Source organism: Kitasatospora sp. NPDC001603, from assembly GCF_040298365.1.
Taxonomy (GTDB): domain Bacteria; phylum Actinomycetota; class Actinomycetes; order Streptomycetales; family Streptomycetaceae; genus Kitasatospora.
Map to the genome: position 1 here is coordinate 9,618 of NZ_JBEPAA010000101.1, position 16,264 is coordinate 25,881.

The 16,264-nt window shown below is 74.9% G+C and carries 22 protein-coding genes; 7 read left to right on the top strand and 15 right to left on the bottom strand.

Features of this window, described 5'->3' with window-relative positions; genetic code table 11:
* Positions 1 to 28: 28 nt before the first annotated feature.
* Positions 29 to 607 carry a maleylpyruvate isomerase N-terminal domain-containing protein gene (locus ABT263_RS35235; protein ID WP_352297138.1) on the bottom strand — a complete coding sequence of 193 codons (579 nt, stop codon included), beginning with the start codon at positions 605 to 607 and terminating at the stop codon, positions 29 to 31.
* A gap of 139 nt (positions 608 to 746) precedes the next feature.
* Positions 747 to 1,529, bottom strand: coding sequence for a dioxygenase family protein (locus ABT263_RS35240; protein WP_352297142.1), 783 nt, complete (start codon positions 1,527 to 1,529; stop codon positions 747 to 749).
* Positions 1,530 to 1,636: 107 nt separating this feature from the next.
* Between ABT263_RS35240 and ABT263_RS35245 the strand changes: the two genes are divergently transcribed.
* A complete protein-coding gene (locus tag ABT263_RS35245) occupies positions 1,637 to 2,104 on the top strand; it encodes a MarR family winged helix-turn-helix transcriptional regulator (RefSeq protein WP_352297187.1) in 468 nt (155 codons plus the stop codon).
* Here the strand turns inward: ABT263_RS35245 and ABT263_RS35250 are convergent.
* The 3 genes from ABT263_RS35250 to ABT263_RS35260 all read right to left on the bottom strand — a co-directional run bounded on the left by ABT263_RS35250 (position 2,070) and on the right by ABT263_RS35260 (position 4,132).
* Complete coding sequence (locus ABT263_RS35250) at positions 2,070 to 3,344, bottom strand: RNA polymerase sigma factor (RefSeq protein WP_352297145.1); 1,275 nt, start codon at positions 3,342 to 3,344, stop codon at positions 2,070 to 2,072. The two genes, ABT263_RS35245 and ABT263_RS35250, sit on opposite strands and share 35 nt — an antisense overlap.
* 72 nt (positions 3,345 to 3,416) lie before the next feature.
* Positions 3,417 to 3,794, bottom strand: a complete 378-nt coding sequence (locus ABT263_RS35255) for a YciI family protein (RefSeq protein WP_329487023.1) — start codon at positions 3,792 to 3,794, stop codon at positions 3,417 to 3,419.
* Positions 3,795 to 3,835: 41 nt separating this feature from the next.
* Complete coding sequence (locus ABT263_RS35260) at positions 3,836 to 4,132, bottom strand: TOBE domain-containing protein (protein ID WP_352297148.1); 297 nt, start codon at positions 4,130 to 4,132, stop codon at positions 3,836 to 3,838.
* A 118-nt stretch (positions 4,133 to 4,250) separates the two neighbouring features.
* Between ABT263_RS35260 and ABT263_RS35265 the strand changes: the two genes are divergently transcribed.
* Entirely contained in the window at positions 4,251 to 4,523 is a 273-nt protein-coding gene (locus ABT263_RS35265; RefSeq protein ID WP_352297190.1) for an ArsR/SmtB family transcription factor, read from the top strand.
* A 1-nt stretch (position 4,524) separates the two neighbouring features.
* Positions 4,525 to 5,427 carry a cation diffusion facilitator family transporter gene (locus tag ABT263_RS35270; protein WP_352297151.1) on the top strand — a complete coding sequence of 301 codons (903 nt, stop codon included), beginning with the start codon at positions 4,525 to 4,527 and terminating at the stop codon, positions 5,425 to 5,427.
* Between the two features lie 32 nt (positions 5,428 to 5,459).
* Here the strand turns inward: ABT263_RS35270 and ABT263_RS35275 are convergent, their stop codons facing one another.
* Positions 5,460 to 5,645, bottom strand: coding sequence for a hypothetical protein (locus ABT263_RS35275; RefSeq protein ID WP_352297154.1), 186 nt, complete (start codon positions 5,643 to 5,645; stop codon positions 5,460 to 5,462).
* Between the two features lie 270 nt (positions 5,646 to 5,915).
* On the opposite strand from ABT263_RS35275, the gene ABT263_RS35280 reads away from it, so the two are divergent.
* A complete protein-coding gene (locus ABT263_RS35280; RefSeq protein ID WP_352297156.1) occupies positions 5,916 to 7,136 on the top strand; it encodes a glycosyltransferase in 1,221 nt (406 codons plus the stop codon).
* 62 nt (positions 7,137 to 7,198) lie between these two features.
* Here the strand turns inward: ABT263_RS35280 and ABT263_RS35285 are convergent, their stop codons facing one another.
* Positions 7,199 to 8,176 (bottom strand): hypothetical protein, encoded by a 978-nt coding sequence (locus ABT263_RS35285; RefSeq protein WP_352297159.1) that lies wholly within the window; start codon positions 8,174 to 8,176, stop codon positions 7,199 to 7,201.
* Positions 8,177 to 8,329: 153 nt separating this feature from the next.
* Positions 8,330 to 9,457, bottom strand: coding sequence for a hypothetical protein (locus ABT263_RS35290; protein ID WP_352297162.1), 1,128 nt, complete (start codon positions 9,455 to 9,457; stop codon positions 8,330 to 8,332).
* Positions 9,458 to 9,544: 87 nt separating this feature from the next.
* Here ABT263_RS35290 and ABT263_RS35295 point away from each other — a divergent pair, with 87 nt between their 5' ends.
* A complete protein-coding gene (locus tag ABT263_RS35295) occupies positions 9,545 to 10,057 on the top strand; it encodes a GNAT family N-acetyltransferase (protein WP_352297165.1) in 513 nt (170 codons plus the stop codon).
* 43 nt (positions 10,058 to 10,100) lie between these two features.
* Here the strand turns inward: ABT263_RS35295 and ABT263_RS35300 are convergent, their stop codons facing one another.
* From ABT263_RS35300 to ABT263_RS35310, 3 genes are all read right to left on the bottom strand, one after another.
* The gene (locus tag ABT263_RS35300) at positions 10,101 to 10,541 is read right to left on the bottom strand and encodes an ArsR/SmtB family transcription factor (RefSeq protein ID WP_502885915.1); all 441 of its coding nucleotides are present in this window, start codon (positions 10,539 to 10,541) and stop codon (positions 10,101 to 10,103) included.
* Positions 10,487 to 10,933 (bottom strand): SRPBCC domain-containing protein, encoded by a 447-nt coding sequence (locus ABT263_RS35305; protein ID WP_329487015.1) that lies wholly within the window; start codon positions 10,931 to 10,933, stop codon positions 10,487 to 10,489. The genes ABT263_RS35300 and ABT263_RS35305 overlap by 55 nt, the downstream gene beginning before the upstream one ends.
* Before the next feature lie 138 nt (positions 10,934 to 11,071).
* The gene (locus ABT263_RS35310; protein WP_352297171.1) at positions 11,072 to 11,536 is read right to left on the bottom strand and encodes a hypothetical protein; all 465 of its coding nucleotides are present in this window, start codon (positions 11,534 to 11,536) and stop codon (positions 11,072 to 11,074) included.
* Positions 11,537 to 11,656: 120 nt separating this feature from the next.
* On the opposite strand from ABT263_RS35310, the gene ABT263_RS35315 reads away from it, so the two are divergent.
* Entirely contained in the window at positions 11,657 to 12,445 is a 789-nt protein-coding gene (locus ABT263_RS35315) for an alpha/beta fold hydrolase (protein ID WP_352297174.1), read from the top strand.
* Positions 12,446 to 12,472: 27 nt separating this feature from the next.
* Here the strand turns inward: ABT263_RS35315 and ABT263_RS35320 are convergent, their stop codons facing one another.
* Together ABT263_RS35320 and ABT263_RS35325 are read right to left on the bottom strand one after the other, a co-directional pair.
* Positions 12,473 to 13,507, bottom strand: coding sequence for a LacI family DNA-binding transcriptional regulator (locus ABT263_RS35320; RefSeq protein ID WP_352297176.1), 1,035 nt, complete (start codon positions 13,505 to 13,507; stop codon positions 12,473 to 12,475).
* A gap of 224 nt (positions 13,508 to 13,731) precedes the next feature.
* Positions 13,732 to 13,935 carry a hypothetical protein gene (locus tag ABT263_RS35325; RefSeq protein WP_352297179.1) on the bottom strand — a complete coding sequence of 68 codons (204 nt, stop codon included), beginning with the start codon at positions 13,933 to 13,935 and terminating at the stop codon, positions 13,732 to 13,734.
* On the opposite strand from ABT263_RS35325, the gene ABT263_RS35330 reads away from it, so the two are divergent.
* Positions 13,919 to 14,053 carry a hypothetical protein gene (locus tag ABT263_RS35330; RefSeq protein WP_352297182.1) on the top strand — a complete coding sequence of 45 codons (135 nt, stop codon included), beginning with the start codon at positions 13,919 to 13,921 and terminating at the stop codon, positions 14,051 to 14,053. The genes ABT263_RS35325 and ABT263_RS35330 overlap by 17 nt on opposite strands.
* 23 nt (positions 14,054 to 14,076) lie before the next feature.
* On the opposite strand, the gene ABT263_RS35335 is transcribed toward ABT263_RS35330, so the two are convergent.
* Together ABT263_RS35335 and ABT263_RS35340 are read right to left on the bottom strand one after the other, a co-directional pair.
* A complete protein-coding gene (locus tag ABT263_RS35335; protein WP_352297193.1) occupies positions 14,077 to 14,856 on the bottom strand; it encodes a GNAT family N-acetyltransferase in 780 nt (259 codons plus the stop codon).
* Between the two features lie 105 nt (positions 14,857 to 14,961).
* Positions 14,962 to 16,056 (bottom strand): WD40/YVTN/BNR-like repeat-containing protein, encoded by a 1,095-nt coding sequence (locus tag ABT263_RS35340; protein ID WP_352297184.1) that lies wholly within the window; start codon positions 16,054 to 16,056, stop codon positions 14,962 to 14,964.
* Between the last annotated feature and the right edge of the window lie 208 nt (positions 16,057 to 16,264).

Genomic DNA, 16,264 nt, shown 5'->3' on the forward strand with positions numbered 1-16,264 from the left:
CCCGGCTCCTGGCTCCCGGCTCCCGGGGTCACTCCCCGTCCACGGCCGCCCGCCAGCTCCACGAGGCCCTGCGCGGACGGCCGTTCAGCTCGCCGCGCCCGGTGCACCAGAGCAGGACGGCGGTGGACCCGCCGGCCGGGGCGTCGGGGAACAGCCGGGCCAGGACCGCCGCGCCGAGCCCGGCCGGGGGCCGCCAGGACAGGCCGAGCCCGAGGGCGATGTCATGGGTGTGCAGCAGCAGTTCGGCCACGCCCATCGCGGCGAACCCGGCCGGGTCGCAGGGCCCGTAGTGCCAGGCCCGCAGGTCGGGCGGCGCGGCGTCCAGGGCGGTGGCCAGCAGGTGCCCGCAGGCCGCCACCACCGCCAGGACGTCCTCGGGCGGGGCGTCGGCCCGCACGGTGAGGTCGAGCGGCAGGTATCCGGCGGCGGGTCGGGCGGCGAGCTGCCCGGCGTAGCCGAGCAGGTCGTGCGCGAGGTGGACGGCCGTCTCCCGGCAGCTCCACTCCAGCGGCCCGGCCGGCGCGGCCCAGGCCGGGCCGTCACCGGTGTGCGGACCGAGGGTGTCCCGCAGTTCGCCGAGCGCGGCCCGGACGTCGTCACCGTTCATGGCGGCAGCCTCTCACCTCCCCCGGCGCGCCGGGCCCGCCCCGTGGGCGCGCGCGACGGCCCGCCGTCCGGGCGGTCCGGGCCGCCGGCCGGCCGGGCTGGATCGAGCGTCGGGCGGTCCGGGCCGGTCGCTGTGCCGGTCAGCCGAGCTGGATCGAGCGCTTGGCCAGGCCCATCCAGAACCCGTCGATCACGCTGCGCTGGCTGCCCAGGTCGGCCTCGCCGGCGCCGAGGGTGACGAACAGCGGGGCGAAGTGCTCGGTGCGCGGGTGGGCGAGCCGCCCGGCCGGGGCCTTCCGCTCGAAGTCGAGCAGCGCGTCCAGGTCCTTGGCGGCCAGGGCGCGGCGGCCCCAGTCGTCGAACTCGGCCATCACCGAGCTGATCCGGCCGTCGGAGCTGAGCGCCCGCAGGTTGTGGGTGAAGAAGCCGCTGCCGACGATCAGCACGCCCTCGTCGCGCAGCGGGGCGAGCCGGCGGCCGATCTCCAGCAGCCGTTGCGGGTCCAGGGTGGGCATGGAGACCTGGAGGACGGGGACGTCCGCCTCGGGGAACATCTCCACCAGCGGGACGTAGGCGCCGTGGTCCAGCCCGCGGTCCGGGATGTCCTGGACGGGCGTGCCGGGGGCGCGCAGCAGTTTGCGGACCCGCTCGGCGAGCGCGGGGGCGCCGGGGGCGGCGTACCGCACCTGGTAGTAGTGCTCGGGGAAGCCCCAGAAGTCGTAGACCAGCGGCACGGTGGTGACGGCCCCGAGGGCCAGTGGGGCCTCCTCCCAGTGGGCGGAGACCATCAGGACGGCCTTGGGGCGGGGCAGCTCGGCGGACCAGGCGGCCAGCTGGCCGGGCCACAGCGGGTCGTCGGCGAGCGGCGGTGCGCCGTGCGAGAGGTAGAGGGCGGGCATGCGCTCGGGTGCGGCGGTGCTCATGACGGCTTCTCTCGCTTCCAAAGTAGTTCAATTTTGAACCTCGACACGTCGACCGTACACCTTGGTTCGAATTTGAACAACAGGAGTACGCTTCCTCCATGGCCTCCCTGAACGAACCGCGCTGGCTGGACCACGACGAGATGGCCGCCTGGCGGGGCTTCGTCACCGCGAGCAACCTCCTGAACCGCCGGCTGGAACGCCAGCTCAAGGAGGACTCCGGCCTCTCGCACACCCAGTACGAGATCCTGGTGCACCTCTCCGCCGCCCCGGCCGGCTCGCTGCGGATGACCGAACTGGCGGAGAAGCTCGTCACCTCCAAGAGCGGACTGACCTACCAGGTCACCCAGCTGGAGCGGATGGGCCTGGTGGGCCGCCGTTCGTGCCCCAGCGACGTGCGCGGCGTCTTCGCCGAGCTCACCGACGAGGGGCGGGACATGCTGCGCCGGGCGGCGCCCGGCCACGTCGCCCTGGTCCGCGAGCTGCTGATCGACGTGCTCAGTCGCGAGCAGCTCGCCGTGCTGGCCGAGGGCCTCGGGGAGGTCAGTGCCCGGCTGCGTCTGGACGACGGGGCGTAGCGGGGGCGGCGGCGGCCGCGGCCCGCTCCAGCAGCAGGGCGCGCTCCCGCGCGTTGCGGGCCAGCGACGCCGCCCGCTCGAACTCCGCCCGGGCCTCCTCGGCCCGCCCGAGCCGCGCCAGCAGGTCGCCGCGCACGCTCGGCAGCAGGTGGTACGCCCGCAGGGCCGGCTCCGCCGCCAGCGCGTCCACCAGCTCCAGTCCGGCCGCCGGGCCCCGGGCCATCGAGACCGCCACCGCGCGGTTCAGCTCGACCACCGGGGACGGCGTCAGCGCCGCCAGCCGCCCGTAGAGCGTGGCGATCATCGCCCAGTCGGTGTCCTCGTAGCGGGCGGCCCGCGCGTGGCAGGCGGCGATCGCGGCCTGGACCGCGTACAGCCCGGTGCCGGCCAGCCGCAGGGCCGCGAAGCCGCGCCGGATCAGCAGCCGGTCCCAGCGGGCGCGGTTCTGGTCGGCCAGCAGCACCGGCTGCCCGTCGGGCCCGGTGCGGGTCGCCGTCCGGGACGCCTGGAACTCCAGCAGGGCGGCCAGGCCGTGGACTTCGGGCTCCTGCGGGGCCAGCCCGGCGAGCACCCGGGCCAGCCGCAGCGCGTCCTCGCAGAGCCCCGGCCGGAGCAGGTCGTCGCCGGCCGTGGCCGCGTAACCCTCGTTGAAGATCAGGTAGACGACCTCCAGGACGGACGAGAGCCGGGCCGCCCGGCCCTCGCCGCGCGGGACCTCGAACGGCACCCGCGCGGTGGCGAGCGTCCGTTTGGCCCGGACGATCCGCTGGGCGACGGCCGGTTCGGTGCTGAGGAACGCCCGGGCGATCTCCTGGGTGGTGAGGCCGCCCAGCAGCCGCAGGGTGAGCGCGATCCGGGCCTGGGCCGACAGCACGGGGTGGCAGGCGGTGAAGATCAGCCGGAGCAGGTCGTCGTCGATGTCGTCCGGCTCGGCCGGCTCCGGCGGCGCCACGTCCTCCAGCGTCCGGCCGACCTCCGCGAGCTTGCGCGCGTACGTCTCCCTGCGGCGGACCAGGTCGATCGCGCGGTGCTTGGCGGTGGTCATCAGCCACGCGCCCGGCCGGTCCGGGACGCCCTGCGCGGGCCACTGCTCCAGCGCGGCGACCAGCGCGTCCTGGGCGAGCTCCTCGGCGATGCCGACGTCCCGCACGATGCGGGTGACACCGGCGATGATCCGCGGGGACTCGATCCTGAACACGGCCTCGACCGCCGCGGTCGCGCTGCTCTCCGTCACGGCCACCCATCAGAGCAGCCGGACGGCACCGGGGCAAACGCGGCGCGGCGGCCGGGCGCGGGCCGGGCGGGTCGGGGATCAGGCCTCCGGCGGGGTGGTGTTCCCGTCGATCTGGCGCAGCTCGGCGCCGACCTTCCAGCTCTCCGGGTGGATCTCCAGGAACCGCTTGGTCCACTCCAGGGCCTCGGCCTTGTCCTTGCACTGCATGATGGCGTAGCCGCCGACGACCTCCTTGGTCTCGGTGAACGGCCCGTCGGTGAAGCTCAGCTTCCCGCCCTCCCAGGTGACCCGGGTGCCCTCGGCGGTCGGCAGCAGCCCGGCGGTGTCCAGCATCACCCCGGCCTTGGTGATCTCCTCGAACAGCGCCCCCATCCGCTGCTCGAACTCCGGACCCGCCGACTGCATGTCCGGGGCGTCCTGCTCGTCGATACGGATCAGTGACATGAAGCGCGGCATGGTGACTCCTCGGTCGGGAGGGCGGGGCTTCTCCCCGCCTCTCACCCCTGCGTCGAACGGGGAGCGGCCGTTTCGACAGCCGCGACGGAATTCTTTCCGGAGATTCCGGGAGCGGCCACCGCAGGGCGCCGGGCGGTCGTCTCCTGAGCGGAGATCGCGGCCGCCTCGGCGGTGATCGCGGCGGTCAGGGCGCCGTCCGCGACCTCGACCTTCACCCCGGCCGTCGCGCCGCCGGCGGCCACCTCGGCGACCGCGCCCGGGATCTGGTCGCGGCTGCTCGGCCCGGCGGCCCGGCGGCCCGTCGCGACTGCCAGGGCCCGGGCGCGACGGGCTCGCATCTGGCCCGACAGTTCAGTACTTGCTGAATTCAGCCATCACTGTACTGTGGGAGTCATGGAACCGACCGCCGTGAACCCCCGCAACCCGCACCTGCCCGCCGAGGCGCAGGAGGCGGCCATGGAGCGGGTGGGCAAGGCCCTCGCCGACACCAGCCGGCGCCGGATCCTGCTCGCCCTGCTCGCCGCCCCGCACTACCCGGCCGACCTCGCCGAGGAGCTGGGCCTGACCAGGGCCAACGTCTCCAACCACCTCGCCTGCCTGCGCGACTGCGGCCTGGTGCGGACCGTCCCCGAAGGCCGCCGCACCCGCTACCACCTGGCCGACGACCGCCTCGCCCACGCCCTGCGGGACCTGCTCGCCGCCGTCCTGCCGCCCGAGAAGGAGCACTGACATGGGAGCGAACCACGGCCCCGCCGCCCCGGCCACCGTCAGCGGCGCCTACCGCCGCCGGATGCTGCTGACCATCACCGTCACCGCCGCCGTGCTGGTCCTCCAGGTGGTCGGCGGCCTGCTCTCCGGCAGCCTCGCCCTGCTCGCGGACTCCGGGCACATGCTGACCGACCTCTCCGGCGTCGCCCTCGCTCTGCTGGCCGTCCAGGTCGCCCAGCGCTCGCCCACCCTGCGGCGCACCTTCGGCCACTACCGGCTGGAGATCCTGGCCGCGCTCGCCAACGCCGTCCTCCTGGTCGCCGTCTTCGCCTGGGTCGCCTACGGCGCCGTCCGGCGCTTCGGCGAGCCCGTCGAGGTCCGGGGCGGCCTGATGCTGACCGTCGCGCTCGTCGGCCTCGCCGCCAACCTGGTCGGCGTCGTCCTGCTGCGCGGCGGCAAGGACCGCAGCCTCAACCTGCGCGGCGCCTACCTGGAAGTGCTCGGCGACGCCCTCGGCTCGGTCGCCGCCATCGCCGCCGCCGTCACCATCCAGCTCACCGGCTGGCAGTACGCCGACCCGATCGCCTCGCTGCTGATCGGCGTGATGATCCTGCCGCGCGCCTACCTGCTGGGCCGCGACGCCCTGCGCGTCCTCCTGGAGGCCACCCCCGCGGACGTCGACCTCGCCGAACTCCGCACCCACTTCCTGGCCGAGGACGGCGTCCGCGAGGTCCACGACCTGCACGCCTGGACGATCACCTCCGGCATGCCCGTCCTCACCGCCCACGTGGTCGCCGACCCCCACCCGCCCGCCGACCTCCTCACCCGCCTGCGCCGCTGCGCCGCCGACCACTTCGGCATCAGCCACGCGACGCTGCAGACGGAACCGGCCCGCCGCCTGTGCGACGAGGCGTCCCACGCCTGACGCCCCCTCGGGAACCGTCCGCCCCGGCGCGCCTACGCCGGTGCGGACGGTCCGGCGTCGGAGGTCTCGCGTTCGGAACAGCCACGGCGCACGACGTCCGGAGTCCTGCGGATGGCGAAGGTCTCGGGGTGTCCGGGACCGAGGACGCGCGCCAGGTCGGCGGCGACCCGCTCGTTGGGGGCGACGGCTTCGTCGGTGCGCCTTTGATCCACCGCCACCGTCAACTCCGGTGCGGGCCCACGGCCCCGGCGCGGATCCGTGTCCCGGCACGGACACGTCGAGTCCGGCTCCGCCTCGGAGAGATCCGGCTCCGCCTCGGAGAGAAGATAAAGGAATGGCCGTCAACTCGGCTGCGACGAGCGGCGAAGGAGGAGTGCCCACTCCTTTCCACTCTCAACTTATAGCGTACGGGGGGCCTTGCGGCAAGGCCCCGGTCATGACGCAGAATCTGCGGTCGAAGCCGATGTCGATGCACAGGGGAGTTCTGAATGCGTGTGGTGCTGTCTGCCTACGATTCGCGCGGGGGCGTCGAGCCGTTGGTCGGGCTCGCGGTGCGGTTGCGGGAGCGCGGCGCGCAGGTGCGGGTCTGTGCGCCGCCGGACGAGGAGTTCGCGAGGCGGCTGGCGGTGGTCGGGGTGGAGATGGTGCCGACCGGGCAGTCGGTGCGCGATCTGGTGACCGGGCGGACGCCGCCGTCACCGGGCGGTGTGGTCCGGCGGGCGGCCGAGCTGGTGGCCGCGTTCTACGACGGCGTCATGTCGGTGGCCGAGGGGTGTGACGTGCTGGTGGCGACCGGTCTGCTGCCGGCGGCGGCCGGGGTGCGGGCGGCGGCCGAGAAGCTGGGCGTCCGTTACGTGTACGCGAGTTACCAGCCGGTCAGCCTGCCGTCCCCGCACAACCCGCCGATACCGCGCCCCGGGCGGCCGCTCCGTTCGGACGTGACCGACAACCGGGTGCTCTGGGAGCAGGACGCCGTGGACGCGCAGGAGGTGTTCGGCGAGGTGGTCAACGCCCACCGGGCGTCGATCGGCCTGCCGCCCGTGGACAACGTCCGCGACCATGTCTTCACCGACCTGCCGTGGCTGGCCACGGACCCGACCCTGGCGCCGTGGCAGCGGCCGGCGGAGCTGGACGTGGTGCAGACCGGCGCGTGGGTCCTGCCCGACGAACGCCCGCTCCCCGCCGACCTGGTGGAGTTCCTGGACGCTGGCGCGCCGCCGGTGTACGTGGGCTTCGGCAGCGTTCCGGTGCGCCATCCGCAGGAGGTCGCCCGGGCGGTCGTCGAGGCGGTCCGCGCGCAGGGCCGCCGTGCGGTGATCTCCCGTGGCTGGGCCGACCTGGGGTCGGCCGACGACCGGGACGACTGCTTCGTCGTCGGTGAGGTCAACCACCAGGCGCTGTTCCGCCGGGTGGCGGCCGTCGTGCACCACGGTGGCGCGGGCACCACGACGACGGCGGCCTGGGCGGGCGCGCCCCAGGTGGTGGTGGCCCAGGGCGGGGACCAGCCGTACTTCGCGGGCCGGGTGGTCGGCCTGGGCATCGGCGCGGAGCACGACGGGCCGATGCCGACCACCGAGTCGCTGTCGGCGGCGCTCAAGGTCGCGCTGGCCCCCGAGGTCCGTGAGCGGGCGGCCGCCGTGGCCGGTGCGTTCCGCACCGATGGCGCGGCGGTGGCCGCGGAGCTGCTGCTGGAGGGCCTCGGGCGGTAGCGGCCCGCCGTCGTCGCCACTACCCGTCGCCACCGCGCCTGCCGCCACTCCACCTGCCGCCGCTACCCCGTCGCCGCGCCGATCTGGGCGACCAGGGTGCGCCAGTCGACCCGCCGCGAGGTGCCGGGAGCGGACTCCGCGGTGTGGGCGGTGGAGGCGGCGGTGCGGGCGGCGGCGCGGGTGCGGCAGTCCCCGCAGCGGTGTTCGCCGTTCACCGGGCGGAAGGCACGGTCGCAGGAGTCGCAGCAGACGGGTGCCGTCACGGTGCTCGGCTCCAGCGGGGCGGGCATCTTGCCCTCCAGGCGCCAACGCACCAGGGCGGCAGGAGACTTGACCTGGTCCGGCAGTCCGCTGGTCAGCGCGGCGCGCAGGGCGGCCGAACTCACGCCCCTGGCCAGCCACTCGGCGGCCAGGGGCGCCAACCGCCGTACCTCGCGGGCCCCCAGGGTCAGCCGGGGGTCGATCCGCCGCAGCTCCAGCAGCGCCCGCTCGGCTTCGGTGGACCCGCCCTCGCCGAACCCGTGCTCGGTGAACTCACCCCAGGTGCCTGCGGGTTCGAGGGCCGGCGGGGGAGGGAGGGGGGTGGTGTTCACCCTGGGTGTCACCCCCGGGAGGGCGGTGCCGGAGGACCGGACGGACGACGACCCGCGGCTACGTTTCCCGGCATCCGGCGGGACGCCGTGGCCGGACCGCCCCACCCGCTCGAACTGCCCGTCGAACAGCCGTTCCGCCTCCGCCGCGCCCAACGGCACGCTGGAGAGCAGGGATTCGGTCCGCACCTGCCCGGCGGCGCCGCGCCGCCGGGTGGTGTGCAGCAGTCCCGCGCGGGCGAGTTGGCGGCGGGCGCGATCGGTGGTGACGCGCCCGCCGGAGAGCCCGGCGGCGAGGGCCGTCACCGTGGTGGCGCGGGCCTTCGCCGGGCCCAGTGCCAGGGCTCGTACAAGGAGTCGAAAGGCGGAGTCCGACAACTCGTCGTCCCACACCAAGGAGTTGGCAATCTGGGTGAAGTCGCGCGACGGCGCGATAGCATGCAGGAGCATCGTCAGTGGAGGCCTTACCACTCGGCGTATGAAGAGCCCGGCCGCGTGCGTCAACACGTTGCCGGGCTCGCCCCATTCTTCGGGGGCGATCCGCTTCTGGCGGTCACGGTACACCCAAATGACGGCCCGTCAGCACGCTCCGAACTGAAATGATTACCCGTTGTAGTGATGATCCGTGTCCTTGGTGGGCCGCAGCTCGGGCGGCAGCGGGGGCGCCTCCGAGAGCTTCACGGCCAACCCGCGCGCGAGGTCGAAGGCCGTCACCGGATCGCCCTGGTCGGCCCAGACCTCGGCGCCGCACCAGCGGCCGATCAGCCGGAACTGCTCCAGTGCCTCCGCGGGCAACCCGGCCTTGCCGCAGTAGTAGGCGAGCAGGTGGCGCAGCATCGGCAGCCGCTCGTCGTCCGCCGGGACGGCCGCCAGCGCCGACGCGACCGCCTTCAGCCGCTCCTTGGCCTTCTCCCCGGCCAGTGTGGACCCGAGGGTCTTGCGCTTCTCCAGCTCGGACAGCGCGTGCAGGTAGATCCCCGGCAGCGGGCTCCCGGCCGGAGCGTGGTCCATCGCCCGCTCGGCGAAGGCCAGCATCTGCTTGTCCGAGCCGAACCACTTGGCGCACCAGTACTGCATGCCCTGCCAGTGCGCCTCGTAGTGGTGCGGGGCCCGCTCGGCCAGTCCGGCCCAGAGCGGCTCGAACTGCTCCGGGGTGTACTGCGCGCCGCGCGCCGTCGTCACCATGACCACCCACGGAGCCGGGTCCCGCGGTGCCAGCAGCGCGGCGCGGCGGGCCGCCTCGATCGCGGCGGGCAGCAGCTCGCGGAACTTCGCCATGTCCTCGGCGGGCACCTCGTGCGCGTACTTGGAGCCGCGGATCGCCCAGGCGCGGTGCACCATCTGCTTGGCCTCCAGGGTGGCCGCGTCGCAGCTGTTCGGGTCCGCGGCGCGCCAGGCCGTCAGCCAGGCGTCGTCCTCGTTGGCGATGCTCGCCAGCAGCTCCAGCCGCGACCAGCGCTCCTCCCAGTCCTGGCCGGCCGCCTCGACGTGGGCGGCGGCGGGCCGCCAGTCCCCGCCCCAGGCCGCGTCGGCTATCGCCTGGGACCGTTGGCGCCGCTCCTCCGGCATCGGCGGCCCGGACCGGCGCGGGTCGAGCCGTTCGCGGGGGACGAGGCCGAAGGCGGCCGGATCGAACCGGTGCCTGGCCCACTCCACGGACTTGGTGGCGCGGGACTTCTTCACCGCGAAGTAGACGAGAACGGCCACGAGAATGAGCAGGAAATGGGTCACGGCGGCGAATCATCCCTGGTGGGAGGGGGTGAATGCAACGTCGAAAAAGGCTCGCCGAACACCCTTTTCCATGCAAACATGCCCTATATGGGGACGATTCTGCACGGCGCCCAGGTCACTCTCCGCCCCGCCGCGGAGGCGGACATCCCGGCCCTCGTGGCCATCCGCGGCACCCCCGAGGTCTTCGCCCGCTGGCGCGGTGGCGACGATCTCGCCGACGCCGTCGCCACCGACCTCAAGGAGCCGGGCACCGAGACCCTGGCGATCCTGGTCGAGGGTCAGGTGGCCGGCGCCATCCAGTGGTACGCCGAGAACGACGACGAGTACCGCCACGCGGGCATGGACATCTACCTCGACCCGGCCCGCCACGGCTGCGGCCTGGGCACCGACGCCGTCCGCACGCTGGCCCGCCACCTCGTCGCCGACCACCACTACCACCGCCTGATCATCGACCCGGCGGCGGACAACGCGGCGGCGATCCGCTGCTACGAGAAGGTCGGCTTCCGCCCGGTGGGCATCATGCGCCAGTACGAACGCGGCTCCGACGGCAGCTGGCACGACAACCTGCTGATGGACCTGCTGGCCGACGAACTCCGGTAGTGGCCGGAGCTCCGGGCCGTGCCCCGGGCCCCGGCCGCGGGCTCTACCGCGCGTCCGGCGGCCGCGGTGCGTGCCGGGCCTCCTGCTCGGCGGCCTCGGCCGCTTCGGCGAGGCGCTTGATGGCGGCCAGCCGTCGGTCCCAGTCGGTCGCGAGCGCCGCCATCCACCGGGCCGTCGCGTCGAGCGCCGCGGGCCGGACCGCGTACCGCACCTCGCGGCCGGCCCGGGCGGCGGTGACCAGCCCGGCACCGTCCAGGACGGCCAGGTGCTTGACCACCGCCTGCCGCGAGACGGGCAGCCGCTCGGCGAGCGTGGTCGCGGTGGCCTCGCCCCGTTCGGCCAGCAGGTCCAGCAGCTGACGCCGCGTCGGGTCGGCGAGGGCGGCGAGCACGCCGTCGACCGGCTCGGCGCCGCCGCGGCCCCCGTCGCTCACGCGGGCGGCTGTTCGGCGCGCTTGCGGAGCGCGTCGAGCACCTGGGGCCATCCGCCGGAGTTGTCCTCGACCGCCTTGCCGCGCAGTTCCTCGGAGCCGGCCAGGGCGGCGAACCCGCTCTCGACCACGCGCAGCCGCGTCCCCGCGCCCTCCGGGGTCAGCGTGAACTCCACGAGGGTGCTGTTGTCCTCGCGCAGGTCCTCGCCGGGGAAGGCGCTGGCCCAGCGGTAGGCCAGGTAGGTCGGCGGCTCGACCTTCTCGACCCGCACCGGGAAGACCCCGTACTCGGGGTTCTTCGCCACCATCGACTCGCCCTCGCGGGCCACCGTGCCGGCCAGGCTCGCCTCCTCGGCCACCCAGAACCCGGGCTGGGCCACCAGGGTCCAGACCAGCTCCGGGGATGCCGCGATCAGGGTCTCGCGCTCGATCCGGTCCTCACTCATGGGGAACTCCTTCGTCGCTGTCAACTGTGCGCAACCCCAGAGTTGCACGTGGATCGGCCAAGTGCAACCGGAGAGTTGCGCGTCGATGCGGCCTTCGGCGGCGGGCGGCCCACGGCCCCGCGCTCCGGTGTCCGGCGCTCAGTGCTCGGGCGGGGGCGCGAGCACCATCGGCCAGGCCTCCCCGCCGGCGAGCAGGTCGTCGAGCGTCTCGTCCGGGCCCGCCGTGAACACCACCGTCGCGGGCGCCGCCCGCGCGTACGACTCCGGCTCCACCGCGGCCCGGGCCCGGAGCAGCAGCACGGCCTCCGGGTCGACGGACGAGCGGCCGGTGAAGGCCGCGAGGTCCACACCGGCCCGGTCGAGCGGCGCCGGGTACACGGCGACCTCGACCACCAGGCGGTCACCGGCCAGGGCGTGCCCGGCCCAACCGTCGGTCCGCACCAGGTGGAGCACGCCGTCGCCCTCGTGGCAGTGGGTACCGAGCCGGGCGACGGCGCGCTCGGCCGGCGGGCCGTCGGGGTCGACGAGGAGGGCGACGACGGGCACGTCGGGCTCGTCGGGATCGTCGGGATCGATGCCGGGGCGGACGAGGAGCCGGGCCACGGGGGACCTCCGGGGCCAGGGCGGGCGAACGCGGTCACCGTAGGGCCGGCCACCGACGGAGCCCGTCGGTGCGCGGGCAAACCGGGTGTGCGGTGCGCGGTTGTTCCGTAGGGTGGCCCGATGATCATTTCTCATGAGGTGGCCGGGAGCGGCCCGGCGGTGGTCCTGCTGCACTCCACGGTCTGCGACCGGCGGATGTGGGACGCACAGGTGCCCGCCCTGGTCGGAGCGGGTTTCCGGGTGGTCCGCTGCGACCTGCGGGGCTTCGGCGGGACGCCCGTCCCGGACCGGCCGTACGACAACGCCCGGGACGTCCTGGACCTCCTGGACGGGCTCGGGATCGAGCGTGCGGCGCTGGTCGGGGCGTCCGGCGGGGGCCGGGTCGCGCTGGCGCTGGCGGCCCGATGGCCGGACCGGGTGACGGCGCTCGCGCTGCTCTGCACCGCGCTCGCCGGGCAGGAGCCGAGCACCGAACTCCGCGCCTTCGGTGAGCGCGAGGACGCGCTGATCGAGGCGGGGGACGTCGCCGGAGCGACCGAGCTCAACGTGCGGACCTGGCTGGGCCCCGAGGCGGGCGAGGCCGTCAGGGAGCAGGTGCGCCGGATGCAGCGGCACGCCTTCGACGTCCAACTGGCCGCCGAGGAGGACTTCCCGCAGATCCGGGTCGAGACCGACCCGGCCGCCGTCACGGCGCCCACGCTGCTGGTCACCGGCGCGCACGACTTCGCCGACTTCGCCCGGATCGCCGACCACCTCGCCGAGCGCATCGCCGGTGCCCGCCGCCTCGACCTGCCCTGGGCCGGCCACCTGCCCGCCCTGGAGCGGCCCGACGAGGTCAACGCACTGCTGGTCGACTTCCTGGGCGCCGGCGCCGGCCTCCTCGCCGGCGCGGAGGCCGCGGGGAGCTGAACGACGGCTCCGGGGCGGCTCGCCGGCTCAGGCGGCCGCCGCCCCCGGGCAGCCGCAGGAGCGGCGGATCACCAGACGGGCGGGGAAGGTGTGCGCGCCCGCCGGGACGGGCTGCTCGTTCGCCTTGGCGGTCAGCACCAGGTCCACGGCGGCCCGGGCCATCTCGCCCTGCGCGGTGGCGACGGTGGTGAGCGGCGGCCCGGCGATGACGGCCTCGGCGATGTCGTCGAAGGCGGCCACCGCGAGGTCCTCCGGCACCCGGATGCCGAGGTCGTCGGCGGCGCGCAGCAGTCCGATCGCCTGGTCGTCGGTCGCGCAGAACACGGCGGACGGCCGGTCGGGCCGGGCCAGCAGGGCGAGGGCCTCGGCGTGGGCCCGGACGCGGTCGAAGGGCGCGGGCGTCAGCCGGCCGTCGGTGGGCAGCCCGGCCTCGGCCAGGGCGGCCGCCCAGCCGGCGGTCCGCGAGGTCACCGGGTCGTTCGGGCTGAGCGCGAACGTCCCGCCGAAGCAGTGGACGTCGGCGTGCCCGTGGGCCAGCAGGTGGCGCACCATCTCGCGGGCGCCGCCGTCGTCGTCGGCGACCACCGCCGCGCCGGTCTCCGTCTCCGCCCGGTGGTGCAGCAGCACGACGGGGGTGCCGTCGGTGGCCTCGAACCCGGCCACCCCGGGGACGGACGGGTCCTGGGTGACCAGGATCAGCCCGTCCACCTGCATGCCGAGGAAGGCCCGGATGTAGTGCGCCTCCCGCTCGTCGGCGTAGTCGGAGTTGCCGATCAGCAGCAGTCGGCCGCGCTCGGCCGCCGCCTGCTCGACCATGTGCGCGAGCCCGGCGAAGAACGGCTGCCGGGCGTCCGGCACGACCATGCCGATCAGGTTGGTCCGGCGGCGGGCCATCGCCTGGGCGACCCGGTTCGGCCGGTACCCCAGCTCCTCGACCGCCGCCAGGACCCGGGCGCGGGTGGCCGCGGCCACCGGTCGTGGTCCGTCGTTGATCACATAGCTGACCACCGCCGTCGACGTTCCCGCCGCCCGCGCCACGTCGTCCCGCGTCACCCTTGCCATGCCCGCGAGCCTACACATCACCTCTGACCAGGCCCGAAGACGCCGGACCGACCGGTGTCCGGAGTCCGGACGCGTCGGCCCCCCGGGGGCGTCCGGCCGCCGCCTGCCCCCCCGCGGCCGGAGGGCGGCGGCGCGATGGTCGGGTCGGCCTCGGAGGCCTGACCCGCCCGGCACGGGCACTCGCCTGAACGGGCACCCGCCCCGGCGCGGGTGCCCGTCCGGCGCTAGTAGGTGTGATCGGCCGTCACGTCCGCCGAGAGGTCGAGCGCGCGTTCCGCCGCCTCCCCCCGCAGGGCCAGCAGGGTCAGCGTCAGCGCGTCGACCACCGCCAGGTGGACCAGTCGGCTGGCGGTGGTCTCCAGGCTGGTGGTCTGGGCGCAGTCCCGGGGCAGTCTGGCGGCCGTCGCCGCGTTGCGCGAGACGAGCATCGTGATCGCCGCGCTGATCGCGACCGTGGTCTTCCGCGAACGGCTCGGGCGGCTGCGGATGACCGCGAGCGCCACCGTCCTGGCCGGGATCGCCGTGCTGGAGCTCGCCCGTCCGTAGCGGCCGGGCGAGCACCGGGCGGCTCAGGGGACGATGACCGTCAGCGTGCTCCTGGTGAGCCGGAATCCGAGCGACTCGTACAGCCGGCGGGCCGCGTTGCCCTCGGTGACGGCCAGCCCCATCCCGGGGTTCCCGCGGCCGGCGAGGTCGGCCATCACCCGGCGCATCAGGTCGCGGCCGAGCCCCGGGTAGCCGAGCTCCGGGTGCCGGAAGACATGGGCGATCCAGGGCAGGCCCTCGTAGTCGGTCACGACGGCGCCGGCCACGACCCGGTCGTCCGCGTCCACGACCAGGGCGCTGGACGGCAGCACGGGGCCGACCACCCCGCCGGCCAGCAGGCTGCGCAGTTCCTCCAGCGAGGTCCGCTCGTCGTGGTCGGGGCGGTGGTCGGGGTGGCCGGGGCCGAACGCGGCGCCCAGTGCCGGGGCGAGCTCCTCGGCGGTGCGGTCGCACGGCACGCTGCGGTACCCCTCCCGCAGCGGGGTCCGCGCCCAGTCCGGCCATCCGGCGGGCGGTGGATCACCGGCGAGGTCGCGCAGCATGGTGTGCCCGAGCCGGAGCGGACGGGCCCCGCGGCGCCGCAACCGCTCGCCGAAGCCCACGCGGCTGGAGACGACCCAGCCCGACATGTCCGTCAGCACGAACTCCACCGGGTCGACGGCGCTCACGGCCTCGCCGCCGGGCGTCCCGGGGCCCATGACCTCCAGCAGACCGGCCCAGGGCCGGCCCTCCCGCTCGCCGCGCTGGTAGCGGACGACCGGAAGGCCGTCGGCGTCGCGCCCGAACTCCCAGTCGGGTTCCATCTCTGTCACGCGGTCCATCCGATCTCCGAGAGCCGTCCTGCCTCCGCCATGCTCGTCGGGCGGCCGTTCGTGGATCAAGTGGTCGGGTTCTCCCTGCCCGGTCCGTCACGACACCGTCGCCGCCCTGACACAGAGCACGTCCGGCAGGTGGGAGAGCAGCAGCGACCAGCTCTCGCCCTCGTCGGGGCTGCCGTAGACCTCGCCGGTGCGGTTGCCGAAGTAGATCCCGGCCGGTTCGGCGTCGTCGGTGCGCAGCGCGTCGCGCAGCACGACGCCGTAGTGGTCCTCGCCCGGCAGACCGTTGGCGAGCGGCTGCCAGCTGTCCCCGCCGTCCTCGGTGCGGTAGACCCGGCAGCGGCGGCCCGGGGGGATCCGGTCGCCGGCGCCGCCGAGCGGGAAGAGGTAGGCGGTGTCGGCCCGGCGCGGATGGGCGGCGACGGCGAAGCCGAAGTCGGCGGGCAGGCCGTCGGTGACGGAGCGCCAGCTCGCGCCCGCGTCGTCACTGCGGTACACGCCGCCGTGGTTCTGCAGGTAGAGGCGGTCCCGCCGGACGGCGTCCGGTGCGATCTTGTGCACGCACTGGCCGAACTCGGGGTACTGGCTCTCCTCCGGGAAGAACTCCGCGCGCAGCCCGGTGTTGGAGGGCTCCCAGCTCGCGCCGCCGTCCTTGCTCCGGTAGACGCCGCCGCTGGAGACGGCGACGAGCAGGCGTCCGGGGTCGCGCGGATCGGTGAGGATCGTGTGCAGCCCCTGGCCGCCGTACCCGGCGCCCCATTCGGACCGCTGCGGATGGTTCCAGAGCGGCTCGACCAGGGCGAAGGTCTCGCCGCCGTCCTCGGAGCGGAACAGCGCCGCCGGTTCGGTGCCCGCGTAGACCACGCCGGGCGCCTCCTCACCGGCCGGCTGGAGCTGCCAGACCCGGGTGAGCGACGCTCCGGTGTGCTCGGGGAAGCGGACGGCCGGCTTCGCCGGTTCGAACCAGCTCGCGCCGAGGTCGTCGGAGCGCCAGACCGACGGGCCCCAGTGGCTGCTGTCCGCACCGACCAGCAGCCTGGTCCGGCCGCCCCGGCGATCGATCGAGACGGCGTAGATCGCGTTCATCGGGAAGTGCGGCCCGCTGAACTCCCAGTCCGCCCGGGATCGGCTGCGGCCGAGAAAGAGGCCCTTCTCCGTTCCGACGGCCAACAACACCTCGGTCATACCGGCCACCACCTGTTCGGCGCAACGGCCCCCACCGGACACCCCTCCACGGGCCAGTGTCCCGCCACCCGCCCGGGGCCACACCTTGCCACGCCGACGCGGCGAGGTGCCGGGAGCGGTGCGGCGGCCGGCAGAGCTGGAAGGTGGCGACCGCGGCGGCGCTGTCGGAGGGCCACTGGTTGGCGGCGATCGCGGCCGGGTCGGTCCC